We start from the raw sequence: 24,522 nt of genomic DNA, 5'->3' as shown, positions 1-24,522 counted from the left end.
TTATACCTCACTTAAAAATAAAAGACCTGAAAGAATAGCAGGACTTTCATTTGACTTTCATTTGTGAATTTATGGCTGAAGGGTTTCTAAATTTGATAATCTTTTATTCAAAGTTTCAATATCTTCTTTAGTTGCAAAGCTCATTTCTGAAAGGAGTAATAACATATCTTCTTTTGTCAAAGGCTTTTCTTCTTCTGTAAAAACTTTAGATTCTTCTTTTTTTCCTTTTACGGTTCTTTTTAGTTCTTCAGATAAATTCTTACCCTCTTCTAAGGTTAATTTACCCTTTTGTACAAAATCATCTATTAGATTTGTAGCTTTTTCATAAGTATATGCTGCAGATCCTAGTCCAGCGAGGAAAAAATTTTTTATATCATTATTCAATTAGAACACCTCCAGTTAATAGTATATAGTATACAGTATATACTATTAACTGTATTAAAATTCTAATAATAAATAAACACTATAAGATTTTTAATAATTAATATAAAATTTGTGTTTTAATTTATCTATAGGTTGACATACTTATAAAAGTGTAATATTATGGTTAGGTAGAAATAAAATATGCACCCGTAGCTCAGCTGGATAGAGCGTCCCCCTCCTAAGGGGAAGGTCGGAGGTTCGACTCCTCTCGTGTGCACCAAAAACTAGTAAAGTAATACTTTGCTAGTTTTTTTATTTACCGGGAAATAAAAATTATTAAAAATAATTATTTATATAACAAAGGGGTTTAAATGAAAAAACATTTTATTAATGAATCATTAAAAGAAGCCAAAAGATCATTATTATTAGGGGAAGTACCTGTAGGTGCAGTTATAGTTAAAGACAATGTAATAATTGCTAGGGCGCACAACCTCAGAGAAACGCTTCAAGATGCTACGGCCCATGCAGAAGTTTTAGCTATAAAAAAAGCCTGTGAAGTAATAGGAAGTTGGAGATTAACTGGATGTGATATGTATGTAACGTTAGAACCATGCCCTATGTGTGCAGGTGCTATATTACAGTCTAGGATAAGCAAATTATATATAGGCATCTTTGATCCTAGCGTAGGGGCTTGTGGGTCAGTTATAAATGTTCTTCAAAATGATGATTTAAATCACTGGACAGAAATAAATTGGTTATACACCGAGGAATGTGGTAATTTATTGACTGATTTTTTTAAAGATAAAAGATAGTGTAAAAGGAGGAAAACATCATGGAACAGAATATAAACAATGAAATAATGGATAAAATTACAAAAACATGTTTATGTAAGGCAATACCGAGGTCTACAATAAAAAAAGCTATACAAAATGGTGCAAGAACTGTAGAGGAAGTTCAAAAAGCTACAGGGGCGGGAACAGGCGGATGCAATGGGCATAGATGTACTCCTAAAATTGAGGAGATACTAAAACAAGAATTAGAGAAAGAACAAAATAACGCATAATAGGCGAAAAACTATATAGCTCGATATAATGAAAGCGAAGCCAAAGGGTTTCGTTTTTGTTTTTGAAGGATATTTTTATTCATAGTCTAGAATTATAAAATTTAAATTTAAAATAGTTTATATAGCTTGACAACGTTATCATAATATATTAAAATGAACACAAGCGAAAGCAAATGAAACAAATACGAATACAAACGTACATTGTTATCCCAAATATGATAAAAGGAAGATTGAAATTATGTTTGCTGAAGAAAGAAAATCAAAAATATTAGATAGTTTAAATAAGTATGGAAAAGTAAAAGTATGCGATTTATCGCAGCTATATGAAGTGTCAGAAGTTACAATTAGACGTGATCTTCAAGAATTGGAAGAAGATGAACTTATAAAAAGAGTACATGGGGGGGCTATACTAAACCGCAATACTAAATTTGAACCCACTTTTTCAGAAAAAGTAGATAAGTTTTATGATGAAAAAGAATCTGTTGGAAAGATTGCTGCATCAATGATAGTAGATGGAGATACAATAGCAATAGATGCAGGGACGACTACTCTTAGTATTGCTAAGTATATAACAGCTAAAGATATAACGGTTTTAACAAATTCTGTAGATGTAGCCTATGAACTTTCTAAAAAGCGAGATGTAGAGGTGATTGTTACTGGAGGTACATTGCGATGGGAAACGAGAGCTATGGTAGGACCAGTATCAGATAATACACTTAAAAATTTCAGAGTAGATAAAGCATTTATGGGGTCTAATGGTGTATGCATTATTAATGGGCTAACTACTCCCAATATTATTGAAGCGAGCACAAAACAAGAAATGATAAAAATTGCAAAGCAAACTATATTATTATGTGACCATACTAAATTTGGTACAGTTTATTTTGCCAAAATCGTTGATTTAGATAGTGTTGATATAATAATAACGGATAATCAATTAGATAATGAATTATTAGAAAAGTTTGAAGAAAAAGGTGTACAAATTATGACAGCAAAATAAATGGCGGTGAAAAAATGATAATAACAGTGACTCTAAACCCAGCAATAGACAAAACTATTGAAATAGATGAATTTAAAATTGGTAGTGTTAATAGAATTGTGTCTACAAGAATTGATGCTGGAGGTAAAGGTATCAATGTATCTAAAGTTATTAAGGAATTACAACATAAAAGCTTAGCTTTAGGTTTTTTAGGTGGAAACAGTGGAAATCAAATAAAAGATTATTTAGATGATTTAAATATTAAAAATGAATTTTTATCTGTTAAAGGTGAAACTAGGACTAATTTAAAGATTTTTGATAAGATTAATAATACACATACAGATATAAACGAAAGTGGTCCTAGTTTAGTAGAAGAAGATATTACTAATGTAAAACAGAAAATCGTGGGATATTGCCAGGGAAATTTTCTAGTAGTTCTTTCAGGTAGCGTTCCAAGTGGAGTGCGCGGTGATATATACGGTGAAATAATTAAAGATATAAAAAGCAAGGGTGGCAAGGTTATATTGGACGCAGATGGCGATGTGTTAATGCAGGGAATTAAAGCTGGTCCATATATGGTAAAGCCAAATATTGATGAACTTGAAAAAGCTTTTGGTGTCAGCATTAATAGCGAAGATGAAATTATTGAAACTGCTAAAAAAATATTAGAGTATGGAGTAAAATATGTAGTGATCTCGAAGGGCTCAGAAGGATCTATATTCATAAGTCGTGATAAAGTTGCAAAAGTAAATGGTTTAAAGGTAGAAGTTAAAAGTACAGTAGGGGCTGGAGATTCTATGGTCGCAGCAATGGCTGTAGCAATTGAGAATAATTATAGCTTTGAAGAAACTATAAAGCTAGCATGTGCAACAAGTACAGCTAATGTAATGACTGAGGGAACACAAACAGGAAGATTTGCTGACATAGAGAAACTAAAAAAGCAAGTAACTATAAATTACCTATAGAAAGGATGATTATTAATGAATATAACTGAATTATTAAGTGTTAATCTAATTAAACTTGAACTTACTAGTAAAACAAAAGAGGCTGTAATAAATGAGATGGTAAAAATTTTAGATGAAAATGGTAAGTTACTAGATAAAGATAAATATCTACAAGCTGTAATAGATAGAGAAAAAGAATTTTCAACAGGTATAGGTATGGGAATAGCAATTCCCCATGGTAAAAGTAGTGGAGTTAAAGAGCCGGCATTGGTATTTGGACGAAGCACAGGCGGCATTGACTATAAGTCTATGGATGATGAGCTAGCTCATGTATTCTTTTTAATAGCTGTACCAGAAGAATCAAGTAATGAGCATTTAAAGATATTAAGCCAAATTTCTAGAAAATTGATGCATAAAGAATTAAGAGATAGTTTGATGAACGCTAGTAGCCCTGAAGAAATAATTACTTTACTAGAAAAATAAACATTAGCCAACAATTTAAAAGGAGGAGAGTTCATGAAATATGTAGCTATAACTTCGTGTCCAACAGGAATAGCGCACACCTATATGGCGGCTGAAGCTCTAAAAATGGCAGGAGAGGAAATGGGCATAGAGATTAAGGTGGAAACTCAAGGCTCGGTAGGTGCAGAAGACCAGTTGACGCAGGAAGATATAAAGGAAGCTAGAGTAGTAATAATTGCAGCAGATACTAACGTTTCAAAGGAACGTTTTTCAGGGAAAAGTATAATTGAAGTTGGGGTAAAAGATGCAATTAAAGACCCAAAGGGGCTTATACAAAGAGCGATAGATATAAAAGTAGAAAATAAAAAAGATTCAGAAAAAGTCAGTGATATTAAAGAAGAAAAAACTACTGAGAAAAAAGGTCCTTATAAGCACCTTATGACAGGGGTTTCTTATATGATTCCTTTCGTAGTAGCGGGGGGAATTCTAATTGCAATTTCATTTGCTTTTGGAATACTAGCGTTTAAAGAAGAAGGTAGTATTGCAGCAGCTTTAATGCAAATTGGTGGAGATTCAGCCATGGCACTTATGATTCCAATATTGGCAGGGTTTATAGCGTTCTCAATAGCGGATAGACCAGGTCTTGTACCAGGTATGGTTGGCGGTATGATTGCACTATCTTCAGGTGCAGGCTTTTTAGGGGGGATTATAGCAGGGTTCCTAGCGGGTTATACTATTGTTTTCTTAAAGAAAACAATAAAACTACCAAAATCATTAGCGGGCTTAATGCCGGTTTTAGTATTACCGGTTTTATCTTCATTGGTAGTAGGACTTGTAATGATATATGTTATAGGAAAACCTGTAGGTATAATAAATACCGGAATGGCTAGTTGGTTAAGTAATTTAAGTGGAGCAAACTCAGCTTTACTCGGAATTATTATTGGCTTAATGATGGCTATTGATATGGGTGGACCAATTAATAAGGCCGCTTATGCTTTTGGAGCAGGAACTATAGTTGCGGGCCAAACTTCTATGGTAATGGCAGCAGTAATGGCGGCAGGGATGACTCCTCCGCTAGGAATAGCTCTTGCAACAGTTATAGCAAAAAGAAAATTCACATTACAAGAAAGAGAAGCGGGGAAAGCTGCTTGGGCACTAGGGGCTGCATTTATAACAGAGGGTGCGATACCATTTGCTGCAGCAGACCCATTTAAAATGATACCGTCATTAATGGTGGGTTCAGCAACTACTGGATTACTATCTATGCTATTTAAAGCAGGGTTAGCAGTTCCTCATGGTGGAATATTCGTATTATTTATTCCTAATGCAGTTTCTAATCTAGGTGGATATATAGTATCCATAGTAGTTGGTACAATGGTAACAGCTCTTATGATTTTTTTATTAAAGAAGGATGCTGTTAAATAATTCAAAGTATTAATGGATTAAATCATTGTATTTATATGGGATATAGGGTAGCGTGTAAATTATAAAAATAAGTAAAATAAAAATTAAAAAGGGGATGTTTTTATGTACGAAGTTGAAATTGTGTTGATGAACGAGCAAGGGTTGCATGCTAGACCAGCGAGCATTGTTGCTAAAAAAGCATCAAAGTTTACTTCACATATAACTTTAATTAAGGATGAAGAAAAGTATAATGCAAAAAGTATAATAAATATATTAAGCATGGCAGCTACAAAAGGCGATAAACTCAAAATTGTTGCTAATGGAGACGATGAAGTTAAGGCTGTAGAGGAATTAAGAATAGTAATTGAAAAAGAAATTATAAACCTTTAAAAAAATCATATATAAAGTTAAATTCACTCCTAAGATAGTAAAGTATTTAAGATTGCTATAAGGAGTGAATTTAACTTATTAGGAGGTTATTTAATGAAAGGCATTGGAGTTTCGCCTGGAATAGTAATAGGAAAAGTAATATTAAAAGAAGAAAAGAAAATGATTATAGAGAAGAAAGAGATTTGGAGTTATGAAGAAGAAATTAAAAGATTTAAGACTGCTATGGAAAATAGTAAGAGTGAAATTCAGAATATATATAATAACGTATTGAAAAAATTAGGTGAAAAGGAAGCTAACATATTTGAAGCTCATTTAATGATATTAGAAGATCCAGAAATGCTTGACCAGATTGAGAAAAAAATTGAAGATGATAAAGTTAATGCTGAGTGGGCACTAAAAGAGGTTTCAGAAATGTTCATTTCTATGTTTGAAAATATGGATAATACATATATGAAAGAAAGAGCAGCAGACATCAAGGATGTAACAAGTAGACTTATGAAAAAATTGATGAACATTGAAGAGGTTAACTTTGAAGAATTAGCTAATGAGGTTATAATTGTAGCTCATGATTTAACTCCTTCAGACACATCACAGATAGATAAAAACAAGGTTTTAGGGTTTATAACGGAAATTGGTGGAGGAACTTCACACTCTGCTATAATGGCTAAGACTTTAGAAATACCAGCTATAGTAGCGGTAAAAGATATAACTAAGAAAGTAAAAAATGGAGATTTAATTGTTTTTGATGGCGAAGAGGGATTGATATATGTTAATCCAGAAGAAAAAATAGTTAATATTTATAAAGAGAAAAAAGCTGAATATAATAAAAATAAAGAAGAGTTAAACCTACTAATAGGGAAAAAAAGCATAACTACAGATGGAGTAAGAGTAGAATTGGCTGCTAATATAGGAACCCCAAAAGATTTAGAAAGTGTTATCAATAATGATTGTGAAGGGGTAGGCTTATTTAGATCTGAGTTTTTATATATGGATAGGGATTCAGCACCTACTGAAGAAGAACAATATGCAGTATACAAAGAAGTTGCAGAAAAAATGCAAAATAAACCTGTGGTTATTAGAACTTTAGATGTTGGTGGAGATAAGGAATTAGATTATTTGAAGTTACCGAAGGAAATGAATCCGTTCTTAGGATATAGAGCTATAAGAGTTTGCTTAGATAAGGTAGATATATTTAAAACGCAATTAAGAGCTATATTAAGAGCTAGTACCTTTGGAAATATTAAAATAATGTTTCCTATGATTTCTAGTATTGAAGAATTAAGAGCAGCAAAGGGTATTTTACAAGGAGTAAAAAATGATCTACAAAAGGAAAATATAGCATTTAATGAAAATTTAGAAGTTGGAATTATGATAGAGATACCTGCAGCAGCGATTATCTCTGATTTATTAGCTAAAGAGGTAGACTTTTTTAGTATAGGAACTAATGATCTTATTCAATATACAACTGCGGTAGATAGAATGAATGAAAAAATATCACATTTATATACTCCATTTCATCCAGCTTTACTAAGGCTCGTAAAAATGGTTATAGATAATGCTCATAAAGAAAATAAATGGGTTGGTATGTGTGGCGAAGTAGCAGGGAATCCTAAATTAGTACCTATTCTAATTGGAATGGGATTAGATGAATTTAGCATGAGTCCTATATCTATTTTAAGAGCAAGAGGAATTATTAGAAATATATCTCAAGGCGAAATGAGAAGTTTAGCGGAGCAAGTTGTTAACTTGCCAACAGCTGAAGAAGTTGAAGAATTCATAGAAAAAAGCATAAATGTAAAATAGTAAAACACGGCATATGAAAAAAATGGGTTAGTATAATGAGTTGTTATTTATTCTCATGTACTAGGATGTTTTTAAAATAAATAGAGAATTCTATAATATAGAGTTCTCTATTTATTTAAATTTTAAATATTTATCTTTACTTTTTTATCATAGTCATACACAATTGTTATGAGACTTATATAGAGAGTCAAGTTCAATTTAAAACTTGATTTTTTATTATCTGTATTAGTGGTTTTATGAACAAATGACGAAATATTAATATAAAAGGAGAGGTTACTTATGGAACCAATAGCTTTTAATATATTTGGACTCACAATTAGATGGTACGGTATTCTTATTTCGATAGGAATGATGGTTGGAATTATATTGGCAAATTACACTTGTAAGTTAAAAGATGTTGATTATGATGAATTTCTAAATATTGTACTAATATCTTTCCCGATAGCGATTATTGGAGCTAGAGCTTATTATGTTATTTTTGAATTTAATCAATATAAAGATAATTTAATAGAAGTGTTCAATACACGTCAAGGTGGGCTTGCTATCCATGGCGGGATTATATTTGGTATGATAGCAGCGTTAATATATACAAGATATAAAAAAGAGAATCTTTTAGAATTTGTAGATGTAGCAGCACCATCTATAATTATTGCACAGGCTATAGGCAGATGGGGGAATTTCTTTAATAGTGAAGCTCATGGTGGGCCGGTTACTCAAGGCTTTATAAGCAAATTCCCGGATTTTATACAAAATGGAATGTTAATAGAAGGAGTTTATTATCACCCAACGTTTCTTTATGAATCAGTATGGAATGTTATGGTAGGGTTATTGCTGATTTATTTATTAACAAAAACACTTAAGAGAGGAACGGTGTTTTTTAGCTATATAGGATTATATTCCTTAGGAAGATTCTTTATAGAAGGATTAAGAACTGATAGTTTAATGTTTGGAGATCTAAGGGTAGCACAGCTAATAAGCTTAGTAGGAATTGCTTTATGGGTTATATTTCTTGCTATAAACTGTAAGAGAAGGGATTCATGCCACTAATTTATAATAATCATTATAAATTATACAAATAATTATTTAAATATGTATATATATAAGTAGATTGAGAAATATAAGATAATACAATATTAATGATTAGAAAAAAATTCGAAAAATATTTTAGCAATTAACTATTGAAATTACTATTTATTAATAGTATAATTATTTATGTTGCACTACTTATGTGTATACAAAGATTAAAACAATTTATGGAGAGATGTCCGAGTGGCTTAAGGAGCATGCCTGGAAAGCGTGTGTAGGGGCGACTCTACCGAGGGTTCGAATCCCTCTTTTTCCACCAGTTTATATTTCCGTACTAGCCGGGGAGTTAGCGGTGCCCTGTAACCTGCAATCCGCTACAGCAGGGGTGAATTCCTCGCATAGGTTATAAAATGTGTGGTCTGCCCTATATAAGTGGTGTTGAGAACTTGGTCCCACGCAATGGAAATTCATGAACCCCGTGAGATCCGGAAGGAAGCAGCGGTAAGTGAAACCTTCCATGTGCCGTGGAGCAACCTGGTTTGAGCTAACTGTATAGGTAACGCGCATAGTTTATATATCGAAGCGAGGTGTACGGTTTACATAAAAAATATAAGATGCCTATAAAGGCATCTTTTTTATTGTGCGCCCGGCATGGGCGCAATCTAATGGGTGAAAGTCCCTAGCACGGGTTAATAGTGCCAAGTGCATAGCTTAAGACAAGGGTGTCCATCGTGAGATGGAATCTGAAGGAAGTTGGCGGCCAAACTCCGGTCTGACGAACAGAAACTACATATAAGGCATATGCTTGTGGGTAAGTTTGCAATACAAAACGAAGCCCAAAACTATTCGAAACAAGTGGTGTAAATGTAGCAGATAGATGGAGTGAAAGATTGCGTTCTTACCCGGGGAGATCTGATAGGTAAGTTGTGGATATGAATTTAGAAATAACAACCCATACAGTGATGTATGGCTGAACTATCAGAAGTCAGCAGACGTCATAGTACCATGCAAAACGCGTTAGCGTGGGAAGGACTGAACAATAGGAGGTTTGGAATTTTGAAGGATACGAGAAAATATGATAAAAGCAGACAACTTCATAAAGAAGGCTCTCTACGAGAGAATAGAGTGGAACTCGAAGGTAATGTAGAAGTGCATAGTATTTCCTCTATGTCAGAAGAAGGAAGAAACGATGTGAATGAATATGATAATGGTTTACTCGAGCAGATATTATCGAGAGATAATATGAATAAAGCATATAAAAGAGTAAAAGCCAATAAAGGAAGTCATGGGATTGATGGTTTGACAGTAGATGAACTTCTACATTATCTAAAAGAGCATGGACAAGAATTAAGGCAATCATTATTAGAAAGTAGATATAGACCTCTAGCCGTAAGAAGGGTAGAAATACCAAAACCTGACGGTGGAATTAGGCTACTTGGAATACCTACTGTATTAGATAGAGTTATTCAACAAGCGATATCACAAACTCTAATACCAATATATGAAAAGAAATTTTCTGATAATAGTTACGGTTTTAGACCTTTAAGAAGTGGAAAACAAGCTGTTGAAAAATGTAGGGGATATATTAATGCTGGACATACATGGACGGTGAATATAGACCTTTCTAAATACTTTGATACGATAAATCATGATAAATTAATAAGGATACTATCGGAAGATATTAAAGATAGTAGAGTAATTTCTCTGATACGAAAGTATCTACAAAGTGGAGTGATGATAAATGGGGTATTTATGAATACAGAAGAAGGAGCACCTCAAGGCGGGCCTTTGTCCCCATTATTAAGTAACGTAATGTTACATGAACTCGATGTAGAACTAACAAAACGAGGACTAAACTTTTGTAGATATGCTGATGATGCGAATATATACGTCAAAAGTGAGAAATCAGCAAATAGAGTAATGAAGAGTATTACGAGATTTATTGAGGAAAAGTTAAAGCTTAGAGTGAATAAAGAAAAGAGTACAGTAGATAGACCTTGGAAACTTAAATTTTTAGGATTTTCATTTTACCGAGCAAAAGGTGAATACAGAATGAGAGTTCCTCAAAAACCTATAATCAAATTCAAAGCAAAGCTAAAAGAATTAACTTCAAGAAGTAATGCGATGAGCATGAAATATAGGTTTATGAAACTTAAGCAAGTGATAGTTGGATGGATAAATTATTTTGCTATTGCAGACATTAAAAGTATTCTTAAAACACTTGATGAATGGTTAAGGCGAAGAATTAGAATGTGTTTTTGGAAACAATGGAAAAAGATTAAAACAAAATATGGGAACCTTGTTAAATTAGGAATACCAAACAATAAAGCTTTGCAATATGCAAATACAAGGAAAGGCTATTGGAGAACATCCAATAGCCCTATATTAAACAAAACATTGACCAATAAATACCTTAAAAATATAGGATTAGTTTCTATATCTGAGACATATTTATTAAAACATTAATTTCTATTGAACCGCCGTGTACCGAACGGTATGCACGGTGGTGTGAGAGGTCGCTAAATAAATTAATTATTTAGCTCCTACTCGATTGTTTGAGAATTATAAATAAAATTTAAATTAATTGTTAAATATAAATTAGTCATGTGGAATATGATTTTATTTTTTATATAAATATAAACTAATATTTTGATTTAAATGATATAATTATTTAAATAAGAGAATACGGGATTTTAATAGTTAAGTTTACAAATCAATAAGGAATTGCGATAAAAACAAATACCATACTTAAAAGAGGTGAAATTTGTGGCGTATAAAGCTTTATATAGAGAATGGAGACCAAAAACTTTTCAAGATGTAGTAGGTCAGGAGCATGTGACTATAACTTTAAAAAATCAAATAAATAGCGAGCGGATAGCTCACGCATATCTTTTATGTGGCACAAGAGGAACGGGAAAAACTTCAACAGCTAAGATACTAGCGAAAGCGGTTAATTGCTTAAATTCGGATCATGGAGAGCCTTGCAATGAATGTGAAATGTGTAAGAAGATAAATGCAGGAACAGCGATAGATGTTACTGAGCTAGACGCAGCATCACACAATGGAGTAGATAATATTCGCGATATAATTGAGGATGTTCAGTATCCACCACAGGAAGCTAGGTATAAAGTTTATATTATAGATGAGGTTCATATGTTATCCATAGGGGCAGTTAATGCATTCTTAAAAACACTAGAGGAACCGCCGAGCCACATAATATTTATATTAGCCACAACTGATCCTCAAAAATTACCAATAACAATACTATCAAGATGCCAGAGATTTGACTTTAAAAGAATAAAAAGTGCAGATATATTTGAAAGACTTCGAAAAATTGTTGAGCAGCAAGGCATTTTTGTCGACGATAATAGTTTAAAATTAATATCAAGAATTTCTGATGGAGCAATGAGAGACGCCCTAAGCGTTCTAGACCAAGCCATATCAATGAATGACGGCAGGGTAGAATATGATAATGTTATAGATATGTTAGGACTTGTAACGTCTGAGAGTCTTATAAAACTTTCGGAAAGTGTAATAGATAGGAATATTGAAGGGGCAATAAAGGTCATAAATGAAATAGTTATTAGTGGTAAGGATATATATGTATTTATAAAAGATATGACCACTCATATGAGAAATCTTTTGATGGCTAAAGTAAGTGAAAATGTAGAGGATATTTTAGATATGTCCAGTGAAAATATATATATTTTAAAAAGGCAAGCAGCTAAAATTAGAGTAGAAGAGATTATGAGAAATATAAAGATACTTCAAGATGCGCAGGAACAAGCTAAATGGAGTAAGCAAAATAGAATTTATTTAGAGCTTGCAGTTATTAAAATGTGCAAAATAGAGTATGACACATCAAAAGAAGTACTATTATCTAGAATAAACAAATTAGAGGAAATAATTAAACAAGGAAAGATAACTGTAGCATGTGAAAGTGTAACTCCTAGAGTTTCCGAAAAGAGTAGTCCCTTAAAAGGTAAAACAAATAAAAAAACAGAAATAAGACCAGTACAAAAGCATAATGCTAACTCTAATTTAACCGTCGACATTGTAAAAAAATCTTTTAAGGATATTTTAGATATGTTTAAAGCACGAAGACATATGGTTATATATGCGTCTTTAATGACAGGAGAAATTGTGTCATGCGATGGAGGTGTAATAGAACTAGGTTACGAAAAGCAATATGCCTTTAATAAAATTAGATTAGAGAAAGAGGATAATAGGAATATAATAGAAGAAATATTTTCTGAATCACTAAAAGAACCAGTAAAAATAAAATATACTATAGAATCTGATGAAATACAGGCTAGATCACCTGAGGATATACTAAAAGAAACATTTGGAGAAGATCTTGTGGAAGTACTAGATGAATAAAGTCTAGGATCCTAGAATAAATGCATATTATTAATAAAAAATATTTATTTATTTAATGGAAATTATTATAGGTATTAGTATATAATAATATAGAAAGTTATAATGGATTAGCAATATGTTTCCTTTTAGATTATAAACTTTTAAATTAAATTTTAGTAGTTGCAAATCTAGAGGAGATAAATATTATAATATTAACTTGAATAACTAATATATAGGAGGTAACTATTATGGCAAAAGGTGGATTTCCAGGTATGGGTGGAAATATGAATAGTTTAATGAAGCAAGCTCAAAAATTTCAAAAACAAATGGAAGATATGCAAAAAGACTTAGGAGACAAGAAATTTGAATCATCTGTTGGCGGTGGAGCGGTAACCGCGATAGCTAACGGAAAGAGACAACTTGTTGAAGTGAAGATAAAACCAGAAGTAGTAGATCCAGATGATATTGAAATGCTAGAAGATTTAATTATGAGTGCTTGTAATGAAGCTCTAAAGAAAGCAGAAGATGAATCAAGTAATGAAATGGGTAAATTAACAGGTGGAATGAACATGCCAGGAATGTTCTAATAAACAGTAGCTTAAAAACTACATTGTTATGAGGTGACTAGATTGGATTTATATCCAGTAGCAATAGAAAAACTTATAGAAGAATTTGCCAAATTGCCTGGTATAGGGCGAAAAACAGCTCAGAGGCTGGCTTTATTTGTTCTAAATCTTCCAAAGGAAGAAGTAGAAGAGTTTGCTCATGCACTGGTAGAAGCTAGAGGGACCGTAAAATACTGTTCTATATGCGGAAGTTTTACAGATACAAACCCTTGCGCAATTTGTTCTAACCCTAATAGGGATAAGAGCACCATATGTGTAGTTGAAGATCCAAAAGATATTATGACTATGGAAAAAGTAAGGGAATTTAATGGGGTTTATCATGTTCTTCATGGGACAATATCGCCTATGTCAGGAAGGGGCCCTGAAGATATAAAATTAAGAGAACTGATAAGAAGGATTAATGGAGAAGTTAGCGAAGTAATAGTAGCAACGAATCCCAACATAGAGGGGGAAGCTACAGCTATGTATATATCTAAAATATTAAAACCTTTAGGCGCAAAAGTCACAAGGATTGCACATGGTATCCCCGTTGGTGGAGATTTAGAATATATAGATGAAGTAACCCTTTCTAAAGCTTTAGAAGGAAGAAAAGAAATATAGAATATTACTCCTGTTTTATGTCAAGAATTTAGAGAAGATATAAAATGGGAGGTTTTTATTATGAATAGAAAAAAAATAATTGAAATATTATTTTCAACTTTAAAATATACACAGGAACAAAAGGATATTATTATCCAATTAGAAGAAGCCAAACTTGAGTGGGAAACTGCAAAAAAATACTTTCAAGTGGCAGATGACCCTAGACTTGTAGACTATGCAATTTATAGAGAAGATCAATCTAAAGCTAGATACATATATTTTTTATTGGAAGCTAGAAGAAAGGGTGTAACTATTGATGCTAGCTACATGATCGAGGAGATTGGTGCTAGCATGAAGAGATAAAAAAAATTTAAAGTAAGTTAGAAACATAATAAAAAAAGGGAAATTAAAGATTTACATAGGGGGATTGAGATATGGATATAGCATTATATTTTTTAATTGGTATAGTGGGGATGTTAATTGTAGTCAAGCTCTTTTCTTGGCCACTAAAAATACTGGTTAAATTAATATTGAATTGTGTTTTTGGTGTCTTACTATTGCTGCTTGCTAATTTTCTAGGCAAGTATGTAGGTATAGTAATTCCAATAAATGCTGTAACGGCACTAATTGCAGGATTTTTAGGAGTACCAGGAGTAATATTTTTAATAATTTTTAGAATGTTAATGTGATGTTACCGTAGTAGTGGTGGTTTATATAAATAAGAAATAACAAATAGAGTAATATCTCTTATAAGGGGTATTACTCTATTTGTTATTTGTTAATAAATTATAAAATTAGGGTAAGGTTAATTTTATAATAGTGCAGCTCCGCAGGCGATAATTTAATCTTTTATAAATAAAAGACTTTATAATGGTATATTTATAGCCCGTTAAGGAGAACATTTAATATATGTGATAATTGTTGAAATTATTGTATGAGATATTTAATTATTAAATACTAGTAAGTATTATTAAAATAACTATCCTGGTGTATCAATATAAGATATATAGAGAAAAAGTTTAAAAATTCAAGAATGCGAAACTTGGTTTATTTTAATTGCTTTAAATTTAATTTTATAGAGAATATTCTATGATAAGATATTCCTTGTCGCTATGAGTGAGTAACGATAAAGGTGAAAATTGATAAGTTAACATTTGAATATTACTTTAAAAACACATTTTTATAATAATAAAAAAATGTTGACAAAACAAGAAATACCTAGTACAATAGTAGAGGTCGTCACATAATGACGAAACAAATTGGTCTTTGAAAATTAAACAGAGAAATAGGTAAAGATAGCGAAATAATATTTCGTTAAACCAGTTAATTACTTTAGTATAAAGTAAAATTTAGTCGTAAGACTAAAAGTATGTAATGAGCTTGCGTAACAACTTAACAGTTGTCGCAGATTAATCATTTCAACTAAAAAAGTGTAAACTTTTAAATTGAGAGTTTGATCCTGGCTCAGGACGAACGCTGGCGGCGTGCCTAACACATGCAAGTCGAGCGATGAAACCTTTCGGGGTGGATTAGCGGCGGACGGGTGAGTAACACGTGGGTAACCTGCCTCAAAGAGGGGAATAGCCTCCCGAAAGGGAGATTAATACCGCATAATATGTTTTGGTCGCATGATCGAAACATCAAAGGATTTTTCTTCGGAAAATTCCACTTTGAGATGGACCCGCGGCGCATTAGCTAGTTGGTGAGGTAACGGCTCACCAAGGCGACGATGCGTAGCCGACCTGAGAGGGTGATCGGCCACATTGGAACTGAGACACGGTCCAGACTCCTACGGGAGGCAGCAGTGGGGAATATTGCGCAATGGGGGAAACCCTGACGCAGCAACGCCGCGTGAATGATGAAGGCCTTCGGGTTGTAAAGTTCTGTCTTCTGGGACGATAATGACGGTACCAGAGGAGGAAGCCACGGCTAACTACGTGCCAGCAGCCGCGGTAATACGTAGGTGGCAAGCGTTGTCCGGATTTACTGGGCGTAAAGGATGCGTAGGCGGACATTTAAGTCAGATGTGAAATACCCGAGCTTAACTTGGGTGCTGCATTTGAAACTGGGTGTCTAGAGTGCAGGAGAGGTAAGTGGAATTCCTAGTGTAGCGGTGAAATGCGTAGAGATTAGGAAGAACACCAGTGGCGAAGGCGACTTACTGGACTGTAACTGACGCTGAGGCATGAAAGCGTGGGGAGCAAACAGGATTAGATACCCTGGTAGTCCACGCCGTAAACGATGAATACTAGGTGTCGGGGGTCGAACCTCGGTGCCGCCGTTAACACATTAAGTATTCCGCCTGGGGAGTACGATCGCAAGATTAAAACTCAAAGGAATTGACGGGGGCCCGCACAAGCAGCGGAGCATGTGGTTTAATTCGAAGCAACGCGAAGAACCTTACCTAGACTTGACATCCCCTGCATAACCCAGAGATGGGCGAAGTCCTTCGGGACAGGGTGACAGGTGGTGCATGGTTGTCGTCAGCTCGTGTCGTGAGATGTTGGGTTAAGTCCCGCAACGAGCGCAACCCTTATCATTAGTTGCTACCATTAAGTTGAGCACTCTAGTGAGACTGCCCGGGTTAACCGGGAGGAAGGTGGGGATGACGTCAAATCATCATGCCCCTTATGTCTAGGGCTACACACGTGCTACAATGGTGAGTACAAAGAGATGCAAGACCGCAAGGTGGAGCCAAACTCAAAAACTCATCCCAGTTCGGATTGTAGGCTGCAACTCGCCTACATGAAGCCGGAGTTGCTAGTAATCGCGAATCAGCATGTCGCGGTGAATACGTTCCCGGGCCTTGTACACACCGCCCGTCACACCATGAGAGTTGGTAACACCCGAAGTCCGTGAGGTAACCGTAAGGAGCCAGCGGCCGAAGGTGGGATTGATGATTGGGGTGAAGTCGTAACAAGGTAGCCGTAGGAGAACCTGCGGCTGGATCACCTCCTTTCTAGGGAGTAGATGTATTGACTTCGGTCGATGCAATAGAAGAATATTAATTTGTTCTTCAAAAATATCTATTGTAATTAATCGTACCTAGTTCTCTGTTTAATTTTGAGAGACTAATTTTATCTAACTCTTAGGAGTTAGATAATGAATAGTTTTTCTTAAAATGTTCTTTGAAAATTGCACAGTGAAAAAAGTTGTTTTAAAAAAATTAAAACTACGCAAGTAGTTTATAAATTAATTTAATACAATTTCGCAAAATTAATATAACCGTCTATGTAAATAGACAGAATCAAGGTCAAGCTACAAAGGGCGCATGGCGAATGCCTTGGCACTAGGAGCCGAAGAAGGACGCGTTAAGCTGCGATAAGCTTTGGGTAGGCGCAAATAGCCTGTGATCCAAAGATTTCCGAATGGGGGAACCCACATAGTAACAACTATGTACTGCATACTGAATAAATAGGTATGCAGAGGTAGACCCGGGGAACTGAAACATCTAAGTACCCGGAGGAAGAGAAAGAAACATCGATTTCCTAAGTAGCGGCGAGCGAAAGGGAAAGAGCCCAAACCCAGGTCTTTGATCTGGGGGTTGAGGATAGATCATAAATACTGCAATTCCTTAATTGAAGATAGCTGGAAAGCTGCTCCGCAGAAGGTAATAGGCCTGTAAATGAAAAGGAAAAACAGTCAGATCTAATCCAGAGTACCACGAGACACGTGAAACCTTGTGGGAAGCTGGGAGGACCACCTCCCAAGGCTAAATACTACCTAGTGACCGATAGTGAAGAAGTACCGTGAGGGAAAGGTGAAAAGAACCCCGGAAGGGGAGTGAAATAGAACCTGAAACCGTGTGCCTACAACCGGTCGAAGCACTTTATATGTGTGACGGCGTGCTTTTTGTAGAACGAGCCAACGAGTTACGATATGTAGCAAGGTTAAGTACTTAAGGTACGGAGCCGAAGGGAAACCAAGTCTGAATAGGGCGCATAGTTGCATGTCGTAGACCCGAAACCGGGTGACCTATCCATGGCCAGGATGAAGCGGAAGTAAAATTCCGTGGAGGTCCGAACCACGTTGGTGTTGAAAAACCATGGGATGAGCTGTGGATAGCGGAGAAATTCCAATCGAACTCGGAGATAGCTGGTTCTCCTCGAAATAGCTTTAGGGCTAGCGTCGATTAATTGAGTAATGGAGGTAGAGCACTGAATGGGCTAGGGGCTGACAACAGTTACTGAACCCTATCAAACTCCGAATGCCATATACTTTTATTTCGGCAGTCAGACTGCGAATGATAAGATCCGTAGTCAAAAGGGAAACAGCCCAGACCATCAGCTAAGGTCCCAAAGTGTAAGTTAAGTGGAAAAGGATGTGGGATTTCTAAGACAACTAGGATGTTGGCTCAGAAGCAGCCACTCATTTAAAGAGTGCGTAATAGCTCACTAGTCAAGAGATCCTGCGCCGAAGATGTCCGGGGCTAAAACTTACCACCGAAGCTATGGGTGTACACAATTGTGTACGCGGTAGAGGAGCTTTCTGTACTGGCTGAAGTCATACCGTAAGGAGTGGTGGACGGTACAGAAGTGAGAATGTTGGCATGAGTAGCGAGAGTTAAGTGAGAATCTTAACGGTCGAAAACCTAAGGTTTCCTGAGGAAGGCTCGTCCTCTCAGGGTTAGTCGGGACCTAAGCCGAGGCCGAAAGGCGTAGGTGATGGACAATCGGTTGATATTCCGATACCACCAATGGACGTTATTAGAAATGGGATGACGCAGGAGGATAAGATGTGCACACTATTGGATGTGTGTCTAAGCATTTAGGCGGAGCAGACAGGCAAATCCGTTTGCTCTTAACGCTGAGATGTGATGGGGAAGGGAATTTATTCCTGAAGTATCTGATTCCACGCTGCCAAGAAAAGTCTCTATCGAGGATATTGGTGCCCGTACCGCAAACCGACACAGGTAGGTGAGGAGAGAATCCTAAGACCATCGGAAGAATTGTTGTTAAGGAACTCGGCAAATTGACCCCGTAACTTCGGGAGAAGGGGTGCCTACGTAAGTAGGTCGCAGAGAATAGGCCCAAGCAACTGTTTAGCAAAAACACAGGTCTCTGCTAAAGCGAAAGCTGATGTATAGGGGCTGACGCCTGCCCGGTGCTGGAAGGTTAAGGGGATTACTTAGCGCAAGCGAAGGTATGAACTTAAGCCCCAGTAAACGGCGGCCGTAACTATAACGGTCCTAAGGTAGCGAAATTCCTTGTCGGGTAAGTTCCGACCCGCACGAATGGCGTAATGATTTGGGCACTGTCTCAACAACACATCCGGCGAAATTGTAGTGCAAGTGAAGATGCTTGCTACCCGCGATTGGACGGAAAGACCCCGTAGAGCTTTACTGTAGCTTAGCATTGAATTTCGGTATTGTCTGTACAGGATAGGTGGGAGACTGAGAAACATGGGCGTCAGCCTGTGTGGAGTCATCCTTGGGATACCACCCTGACAGTACTGAGGTTCTAACTGGAGGCCATGAATCTGGTCACAGGACATTGTTAGGTGGGCAGTTTGACTGGGGCGGTCGCCTCCAAAAAAGTAACGGAGGCGCCCAAAGGTTCCCTCAGCGCGGTTGGAAATCGCGCGAAGAGTGCAAAGGCAGAAGGGAGCCTGACTGCGACACTTACAAGTGGAGCAGGGACGAAAGTCGGGCTTAGTGATCCGGTGGTACCTCGTGGGAGGGCCATCGCTCAACGGATAAAAGCTACCTCGGGGATAACAGGCTGATCTCCCCCAAGAGTCCACATCGACGGGGAGGTTTGGCACCTCGATGTCGGCTCGTCGCATCCTGGGGCTGAAGTAGGTCCCAAGGGTTGGGCTGTTCGCCCATTAAAGCGGCACGCGAGCTGGGTTCAGAACGTCGTGAGACAGTTCGGTCCCTATCCGTCGCGGGCGTAGGAAATTTGAAGGGAGCTGTCCTTAGTACGAGAGGACCGGGATGGACAAACCTCTGGTGCACCAGTTGTCACGCCAGTGGCATCGCTGGGTAGCTATGTTTGGAAGGGATAAACGCTGAAAGCATCTAAGCGTGAAGCCCACCCTGAGATGAGATTTCCCATAACTCGCACGTAAGTGCGATGTTAGTAAGACTCCTGGAAGACCACCAGGTTGATAGGTTAGAGGTGTAAGCATGGTAACATGTTCAGCTGACTAATACTAATAAGTCGAGGGCTTGACCTAAATATATAATTAAAAGTAATGCGATATACTTCTTCTGCAGGAACCATTTCTTTCGTAAGAAAGAAACTAAGCTTCTGACAAAGGAAGAAGCTTAATTCACTGTGCAATTTTGAGAGAATACTTTTCTGTAAAGAAAGTGAAATTTCTCTATATAGAGATAATAATGAGAATATATTTTATATCTAATATCCGTAGTCAACGACGGTAGATTCTCAATTATTGTTTCTGAAAATAAATCTGGTGATTATGGCATGAAGGTAACACCCGTTCCCATACCGAACACGAAGGTTAAGCTTCAATGCGCCGATGGTACTGCAGGGGTGACCTTGTGGAAGAGTAGGTTGTCGCCAGGTCAATACTAAAATAAGAATATTTAAGTATTTTATAAGGCTCCTTGGTCAAGCGGTTAAGACACCACCCTTTCACGGTGGTAACAGGGGTTCAATTCCCCTAGGAGTCACCATATGTATGCAGGTGTGGCGGAATGGCAGACGCACTAGACTTAGGATCTAGCGCTTTACGGCATGGGGGTTCAAGTCCCTTCACCTGCACCATATTTATATAAGCGGGTATAACTCAATGGTAGAGTGTTAGCCTTCCAAGCTAATTACGAGGGTTCGATTCCCTCTACCCGCTCCATTTTATTTATTTAATATGCGTCTTTAGCTCAGTTGGATAGAGCAACGCCCTTCTAAGGCGTGGGCCAGGGGTTCGAATCCCTTAAGACGCACCATACAATATTGGGGTATCGCCAAGCGGTAAGGCACCACACTTTGACTGTGGCATCCGTAGGTTCAAATCCTGCTATCCCAGCCAATATGGTTTACTAGCTCAGTTGGTAGAGCACATGACTTTTAATCATGGTGTCCGGGGTTCGATTCCCCGGTAAGCCACCAAATTTTATAAGGCTCCTTGGTCAAGCGGTTAAGACACCACCCTTTCACGGTGGTAACAGGGGTTCAATTCCCCTAGGAGTCACCATAAAAAAGTCCTTGCAAAAGCAAGGGCTTTTTTATGGCGTTATATAATAATCAATATTTTCGCATAAAATAATATTATGATTGTGGATAATGTTGATTATTTTTATTTATTAGTGTATATTTAAAAAATGGAGATGAAATTATGTTTATAAATAAAAGGATTTTTGTTGCCGAATTTATAAGAAGACCAAATAGATTTCAAGCGTATGTAAATCTTAATGGCGAAGAAATAATAGTACATGTTCCTAATACGGGGAGATGTAAGGAAATACTAATTCCAGGCTCCACAGTTCTATTAAGAGAGGAGCCTAATCCTACTAGAAAAACATTATATGATCTAATTTCAGGGTATAAAGATAATAAGATCATTAATATAGATTCACAAATGCCTAATAAAGTTGTTGAGGAGGCATTAAAAGATAAAAAAATACAAAATCTAGTTAAATATAATATAATACAAAGAGAAAAGACTTTTGGAAATAGTAGATTTGATTTTAAACTATCTAATGACATGGATGAAGAATATTACCTCGAGGTAAAAGGGGTTACATTTGAAGTAGATGGTAAAACTAAGTTTCCAGATGCACCTACAGAGAGAGGCAGAAAACACTTATTAGAGCTTATAGAGGCTAAAAAGAGAGGATTTGGAGCTGGAGTACTATTTCTTATTCAAATGAGCAATATAAAAAATTTCTCTCCATATGATGATATGGATGTAGCGTTTGGAGAAGCATTAAGATTGGCATGCAAAAATGGTGTTGATATTTTTGCTTACGAATGTGAAGTTGGTGAAAAGTTTATAACTTTAAGTAATCCAGTTGAAGTTGTTTTATAAATTTAACGAAATTTTAGAAGGAAAGACCCCATCTTATATAAGAGAGGGTTACGGACTAAACAAAGAAAAAACTTCAGTGGGAATACAAGTCTTATTCTGAAGCCGCTGATATTACAGCACCGCAGGCGATAATTTAATCTAGCTTCGAAGATAATGATTTAAGAAACGTGATGACATTTGTTTTAAAGTAAGCAATAATTGAAATAGAATGTTAAATAACATGTGGGTTAAGAACATGGGAATTGAGGAGGTAAAAGTTTGAAATTTATATATTGCCCAATTTGTGGAAAAGAATTAATAAAGAAAGATAGCTGGGATGAAGGGGCAGTTCCATATTGCCCTGTGGATGATATTATGTATTTCGACACACCAAAACCATGTGTGGTAGTTGCAGTTGTCAAGGGTAAAGAAATTTTACTTCTTAAACAAAATTACACTTTTAAGAATTCAAAGGTATTAGTATCAGGGTATGTAAATACTGGAGAATCTGTTGAAGAAACTGTTCATAGAGAAGTTAAAGAGGAGACTGGAATAATAGTTGGAGAGATAAGATATTTGGGGAGTGATTATTTAGCTTCTAAAGAAATTATAATGTTAACTTTTATGGCTAAGTATGTTGAAGGTGAAATAAATAAGTCCCCTGAAGTTGATTGGGCTGAGTGGGAAAAAATAGATGATGCCATATGTGAAATGAGTGAAGACGAAATAGGGAAAAGGGTTGTAAGAAAATTGCTGAAGGAAATTGAATATAAGGGAGAAGAGGCGTATAGATGTGATATATAGGCTAACTACTGCGATATCAAATAGAAAGAGTAAATTTCATAAAATAATTTAAAATCTACTGTGAAGTTTAACGATATTTCAGAAGATTCAAAATTAATAATTGTTTAATCTTCTGAAATTGTTAAATGCAAAGTAATTTAACCTAGCCATTTAAAGTTCTTTATGGAATCCTAGTTAAAAGTATCTCTAGATACTCGCCATCTACATAATTTATGTGAGATTCATCAATCATCATACCTACAAGGGTAAGTTCTGTACATGTATCACTATCCCCTGTAAGATTCCAATAGTATTCTTCCATTTCATGACATCTTGGTGCGGTTAGTGATTCTTCTAAAAGCTCAAGATTTTCTTTGGATATAAAGGAAAGTTGTGCTCTTATAAATATGATTATTTTTTTATTTTCTTTACTTATATCAATATGAACATTATCTGAACCATGTTTATAACAATAACCCATTAATTCAGTTACTATTTTTATATTTCGTTGATCTGTATGTTTCAATATTAATCAACCTCCTTTCTAAATGCAGTAATAATTGGAATAAGGATTATACATACTATTCCTCCTGAAAAACCGTTATTGTATAGATTTAAGCCACCATGAAGATAGCTAATATTCATGGACAAGCAAATGTGCAAAAATCCGGCAATAGCACCATAAATCCATCCAAATTGACCTGAAATAGGAGCTAATGTTGAACTAAATAAGATACCTAATAGCATTCCAGGTGAACTAAATTGCCAAATATTTAATAGAGATGCAAGTGTTGCGCCTATCATAACAGGAAATACATTTCGTAGGTGCTTTCCAAATGATCCAAAACCAACAATGGTTAATACTCCACCTATAGTAGGACCATTTAAATCCCCTCCAATTATGAGTACGTAAATAGTTGAATATACGCCTAGAATACCCATGTTTATCATAGTAAGTCCACGTCCAAATAAAAGGTAATAATCACTTACTAGTCTACCAGGTTGTTTATAAAGTTTAAATAAGTTTTTAAAACTTTTATCATTATGTATGAATCCAACTATTATCATTAGTATGAATAAGGAAATTAATATTATAGAAAAAAATAAATTATTTCCTGTAGACCAAAGTAATCGACTTTCAAAGTTTATACCAAAAGCTCTTAGTAAAGACATGATCAAGGTTGCAAGAAGTCCAGCTGCGAAACCTATATTATAAAGATTATAACCTTGGTGAAGCTTTAGACAATAAGCTGCCATTGGAGGGAAAATAAAGCCGATAAAAGTGCTTATTAATATTGCTATAATTATATTTCCTAGAAAGGGTAAATGACCTAAAAATGCTAATTGATTAACAGTAGGAGATAAAGTTGTTCCAAATAGTGCTATTAAAACATAATTTATAAACTTTTCCTTTTGATATCTAGAATATAACCAAACCCCAAATATTATTGGCCAGATATTTACAATGCTTTTTCCGAAAAGAGAGAAGCCTGCCATTGTAAATAGTGCCGCTACAGTGGAACCATTTGGTTTTATTCCTACATGTACAAGTAGGAATATAGAGGCTAAAACTACTAAAGACATATTAAAAAAGGTAGCGCCAATGCCCGCAAGTTCTACATAATCTGTAATTAGTATATTAGATTCAAAAATTATTTTTTTAAAACCTATGAAGATTTCCGTTGGGGTGTTCATAACAAATGCTAAAATCATGAAAAATAAAGATAAGCAAATAAACATATAATAGGTAGAATGAATTTTTATTCGCAT

General features: G+C 35.5%; 20 protein-coding genes, 9 tRNA genes, 3 rRNA genes and 1 other RNA gene. 30 read left to right on the top strand and 3 right to left on the bottom strand.

Translation table 11 applies throughout. The annotated features are described in order from the left end of the window. Window positions 1-69: 69 nt before the first annotated feature. Window positions 70-384 carry a phasin family protein gene (locus ACWJJ2_RS13585; protein ID WP_216304414.1) on the bottom strand — a complete coding sequence of 105 codons (315 nt, stop codon included), beginning with the start codon at window positions 382-384 and terminating at the stop codon, window positions 70-72. Between the two features lie 182 nt (window positions 385-566). Between ACWJJ2_RS13585 and ACWJJ2_RS13580 the strand changes: the two genes are divergently transcribed. From ACWJJ2_RS13580 to ACWJJ2_RS13435, 30 genes are all read left to right on the top strand, one after another. Continuing rightward, window positions 567-643: transfer RNA gene (locus ACWJJ2_RS13580), tRNA-Arg, on the top strand. A gap of 91 nt (window positions 644-734) precedes the next feature. Further along, on the top strand, window positions 735-1,175 hold the full coding sequence (locus ACWJJ2_RS13575) for a nucleoside deaminase (RefSeq protein ID WP_220287564.1): 441 nt from the start codon (window positions 735-737) through the stop codon (window positions 1,173-1,175). A 20-nt stretch (window positions 1,176-1,195) separates the two neighbouring features. Further along, complete coding sequence (locus tag ACWJJ2_RS13570) at window positions 1,196-1,426, top strand: (2Fe-2S)-binding protein (RefSeq protein WP_220287561.1); 231 nt, start codon at window positions 1,196-1,198, stop codon at window positions 1,424-1,426. A 238-nt stretch (window positions 1,427-1,664) separates the two neighbouring features. Then, the gene (locus ACWJJ2_RS13565) at window positions 1,665-2,426 is read left to right on the top strand and encodes a DeoR/GlpR family DNA-binding transcription regulator (RefSeq protein ID WP_216304568.1); all 762 of its coding nucleotides are present in this window, start codon (window positions 1,665-1,667) and stop codon (window positions 2,424-2,426) included. Window positions 2,427-2,440: 14 nt separating this feature from the next. Further along, the gene (gene pfkB / locus ACWJJ2_RS13560; protein WP_216304569.1) at window positions 2,441-3,370 is read left to right on the top strand and encodes a 1-phosphofructokinase; all 930 of its coding nucleotides are present in this window, start codon (window positions 2,441-2,443) and stop codon (window positions 3,368-3,370) included. 15 nt (window positions 3,371-3,385) lie between these two features. Then, window positions 3,386-3,832, top strand: a complete 447-nt coding sequence (locus ACWJJ2_RS13555) for a PTS sugar transporter subunit IIA (protein ID WP_165414897.1) — start codon at window positions 3,386-3,388, stop codon at window positions 3,830-3,832. 33 nt (window positions 3,833-3,865) lie between these two features. Further along, a complete protein-coding gene (locus ACWJJ2_RS13550; protein WP_258876463.1) occupies window positions 3,866-5,236 on the top strand; it encodes a PTS fructose transporter subunit IIC in 1,371 nt (456 codons plus the stop codon). 102 nt (window positions 5,237-5,338) lie between these two features. Further along, complete coding sequence (locus ACWJJ2_RS13545) at window positions 5,339-5,605, top strand: HPr family phosphocarrier protein (RefSeq protein WP_165414899.1); 267 nt, start codon at window positions 5,339-5,341, stop codon at window positions 5,603-5,605. A 93-nt stretch (window positions 5,606-5,698) separates the two neighbouring features. Then, window positions 5,699-7,408 (top strand): phosphoenolpyruvate--protein phosphotransferase, encoded by a 1,710-nt coding sequence (gene ptsP, locus ACWJJ2_RS13540; protein WP_220287559.1) that lies wholly within the window; start codon window positions 5,699-5,701, stop codon window positions 7,406-7,408. A 279-nt stretch (window positions 7,409-7,687) separates the two neighbouring features. Continuing rightward, window positions 7,688-8,455, top strand: a complete 768-nt coding sequence (gene lgt / locus ACWJJ2_RS13535) for a prolipoprotein diacylglyceryl transferase (protein WP_220287557.1) — start codon at window positions 7,688-7,690, stop codon at window positions 8,453-8,455. Window positions 8,456-8,663: 208 nt separating this feature from the next. Then, window positions 8,664-8,753: transfer RNA gene (locus tag ACWJJ2_RS13530), tRNA-Ser, on the top strand. 10 nt (window positions 8,754-8,763) lie between these two features. After that, window positions 8,764-9,029, top strand: an RNA gene (gene ffs / locus ACWJJ2_RS13525) — signal recognition particle sRNA large type. Between the two features lie 461 nt (window positions 9,030-9,490). Next, the gene (ltrA, locus tag ACWJJ2_RS13520; protein ID WP_462952630.1) at window positions 9,491-10,900 is read left to right on the top strand and encodes a group II intron reverse transcriptase/maturase; all 1,410 of its coding nucleotides are present in this window, start codon (window positions 9,491-9,493) and stop codon (window positions 10,898-10,900) included. Between the two features lie 300 nt (window positions 10,901-11,200). Beyond that, window positions 11,201-12,814, top strand: a complete 1,614-nt coding sequence (gene dnaX, locus ACWJJ2_RS13515) for a DNA polymerase III subunit gamma/tau (RefSeq protein ID WP_220287849.1) — start codon at window positions 11,201-11,203, stop codon at window positions 12,812-12,814. 227 nt (window positions 12,815-13,041) lie between these two features. Continuing rightward, the gene (locus ACWJJ2_RS13510) at window positions 13,042-13,380 is read left to right on the top strand and encodes a YbaB/EbfC family nucleoid-associated protein (protein ID WP_165414974.1); all 339 of its coding nucleotides are present in this window, start codon (window positions 13,042-13,044) and stop codon (window positions 13,378-13,380) included. A gap of 42 nt (window positions 13,381-13,422) precedes the next feature. Further along, entirely contained in the window at window positions 13,423-14,019 is a 597-nt protein-coding gene (recR, locus tag ACWJJ2_RS13505) for a recombination mediator RecR (RefSeq protein ID WP_165414975.1), read from the top strand. A 60-nt stretch (window positions 14,020-14,079) separates the two neighbouring features. Beyond that, window positions 14,080-14,361, top strand: a complete 282-nt coding sequence (locus ACWJJ2_RS13500) for a DUF2508 family protein (RefSeq protein WP_216304594.1) — start codon at window positions 14,080-14,082, stop codon at window positions 14,359-14,361. A 71-nt stretch (window positions 14,362-14,432) separates the two neighbouring features. Continuing rightward, window positions 14,433-14,687 (top strand): pro-sigmaK processing inhibitor BofA family protein, encoded by a 255-nt coding sequence (locus ACWJJ2_RS13495; protein ID WP_216304595.1) that lies wholly within the window; start codon window positions 14,433-14,435, stop codon window positions 14,685-14,687. A 752-nt stretch (window positions 14,688-15,439) separates the two neighbouring features. Then, window positions 15,440-16,957: ribosomal RNA gene (locus ACWJJ2_RS13490) — 16S ribosomal RNA — on the top strand. Between the two features lie 292 nt (window positions 16,958-17,249). Next, a 23S ribosomal RNA gene (locus ACWJJ2_RS13485) occupies window positions 17,250-20,175 on the top strand. Between the two features lie 236 nt (window positions 20,176-20,411). Next, a 5S ribosomal RNA gene (gene rrf / locus ACWJJ2_RS13480) occupies window positions 20,412-20,528 on the top strand. Together the 16S, 23S and 5S rRNA genes with 7 tRNA genes alongside form the textbook arrangement of a ribosomal RNA operon. 35 nt (window positions 20,529-20,563) lie before the next feature. Beyond that, a tRNA-Glu gene (locus ACWJJ2_RS13475) sits at window positions 20,564-20,638 on the top strand. Between the two features lie 7 nt (window positions 20,639-20,645). After that, a tRNA-Leu gene (locus tag ACWJJ2_RS13470) sits at window positions 20,646-20,729 on the top strand. Between the two features lie 11 nt (window positions 20,730-20,740). Beyond that, window positions 20,741-20,814 (top strand) — tRNA-Gly (locus ACWJJ2_RS13465). 17 nt (window positions 20,815-20,831) lie between these two features. Further along, window positions 20,832-20,908 (top strand) — tRNA-Arg (locus tag ACWJJ2_RS13460). 8 nt (window positions 20,909-20,916) lie between these two features. Next, window positions 20,917-20,991, top strand: a tRNA-Gln gene (locus tag ACWJJ2_RS13455). 4 nt (window positions 20,992-20,995) lie between these two features. Further along, a tRNA-Lys gene (locus tag ACWJJ2_RS13450) sits at window positions 20,996-21,071 on the top strand. A 10-nt stretch (window positions 21,072-21,081) separates the two neighbouring features. Beyond that, window positions 21,082-21,156: transfer RNA gene (locus ACWJJ2_RS13445), tRNA-Glu, on the top strand. A gap of 141 nt (window positions 21,157-21,297) precedes the next feature. Next, on the top strand, window positions 21,298-21,990 hold the full coding sequence (gene sfsA, locus ACWJJ2_RS13440) for a DNA/RNA nuclease SfsA (protein WP_462953402.1): 693 nt from the start codon (window positions 21,298-21,300) through the stop codon (window positions 21,988-21,990). Between the two features lie 258 nt (window positions 21,991-22,248). Next, entirely contained in the window at window positions 22,249-22,773 is a 525-nt protein-coding gene (locus ACWJJ2_RS13435) for an NAD(+) diphosphatase (RefSeq protein ID WP_462953401.1), read from the top strand. A gap of 160 nt (window positions 22,774-22,933) precedes the next feature. On the opposite strand, the gene ACWJJ2_RS13430 is transcribed toward ACWJJ2_RS13435, so the two are convergent. Together ACWJJ2_RS13430 and ACWJJ2_RS13425 are read right to left on the bottom strand one after the other, a co-directional pair. Continuing rightward, window positions 22,934-23,278: a hypothetical protein gene (locus tag ACWJJ2_RS13430; protein ID WP_216304482.1), complete on the bottom strand. Its 345-nt coding sequence runs from the start codon at window positions 23,276-23,278 to the stop codon at window positions 22,934-22,936. Window positions 23,279-23,280: 2 nt separating this feature from the next. Further along, entirely contained in the window at window positions 23,281-24,522 is a 1,242-nt protein-coding gene (locus tag ACWJJ2_RS13425; RefSeq protein ID WP_462953400.1) for a DUF1576 domain-containing protein, read from the bottom strand.

Source organism: Clostridium sp. CM039 (genome assembly GCF_055081075.1).
Note: the sequence above shows the minus strand (reverse complement) of the source record. Positions and strands in the feature narration are given on the sequence as shown.

Bases quoted from the DNA above. Each gene is read 5' to 3' on its own strand.
- ACWJJ2_RS13575 (WP_220287564.1), top strand. From the start codon at position 735: ATGAAAAAACATTTTATTAATGAATCATTAAAAGAAGCCAAAAGATCA.
- ACWJJ2_RS13570 (WP_220287561.1), top strand. From the start codon at position 1,196: ATGGAACAGAATATAAACAATGAAATAATGGATAAAATTACAAAAACA.
- ACWJJ2_RS13565 (WP_216304568.1), top strand. From the start codon at position 1,665: ATGTTTGCTGAAGAAAGAAAATCAAAAATATTAGATAGTTTAAATAAG.
- pfkB (WP_216304569.1), top strand. From the start codon at position 2,441: ATGATAATAACAGTGACTCTAAACCCAGCAATAGACAAAACTATTGAA.
- ACWJJ2_RS13555 (WP_165414897.1), top strand. From the start codon at position 3,386: ATGAATATAACTGAATTATTAAGTGTTAATCTAATTAAACTTGAACTT.
- ACWJJ2_RS13550 (WP_258876463.1), top strand. From the start codon at position 3,866: ATGAAATATGTAGCTATAACTTCGTGTCCAACAGGAATAGCGCACACC.
- ACWJJ2_RS13545 (WP_165414899.1), top strand. From the start codon at position 5,339: ATGTACGAAGTTGAAATTGTGTTGATGAACGAGCAAGGGTTGCATGCT.
- ptsP (WP_220287559.1), top strand. From the start codon at position 5,699: ATGAAAGGCATTGGAGTTTCGCCTGGAATAGTAATAGGAAAAGTAATA.
- lgt (WP_220287557.1), top strand. From the start codon at position 7,688: ATGGAACCAATAGCTTTTAATATATTTGGACTCACAATTAGATGGTAC.
- ACWJJ2_RS13510 (WP_165414974.1), top strand. From the start codon at position 13,042: ATGGCAAAAGGTGGATTTCCAGGTATGGGTGGAAATATGAATAGTTTA.
- ACWJJ2_RS13500 (WP_216304594.1), top strand. From the start codon at position 14,080: ATGAATAGAAAAAAAATAATTGAAATATTATTTTCAACTTTAAAATAT.
- ACWJJ2_RS13495 (WP_216304595.1), top strand. From the start codon at position 14,433: ATGGATATAGCATTATATTTTTTAATTGGTATAGTGGGGATGTTAATT.
- sfsA (WP_462953402.1), top strand. From the start codon at position 21,298: ATGTTTATAAATAAAAGGATTTTTGTTGCCGAATTTATAAGAAGACCA.
- ACWJJ2_RS13425 (WP_462953400.1), bottom strand. From the start codon at position 24,522: ATGCGAATAAAAATTCATTCTACCTATTATATGTTTATTTGCTTATCT.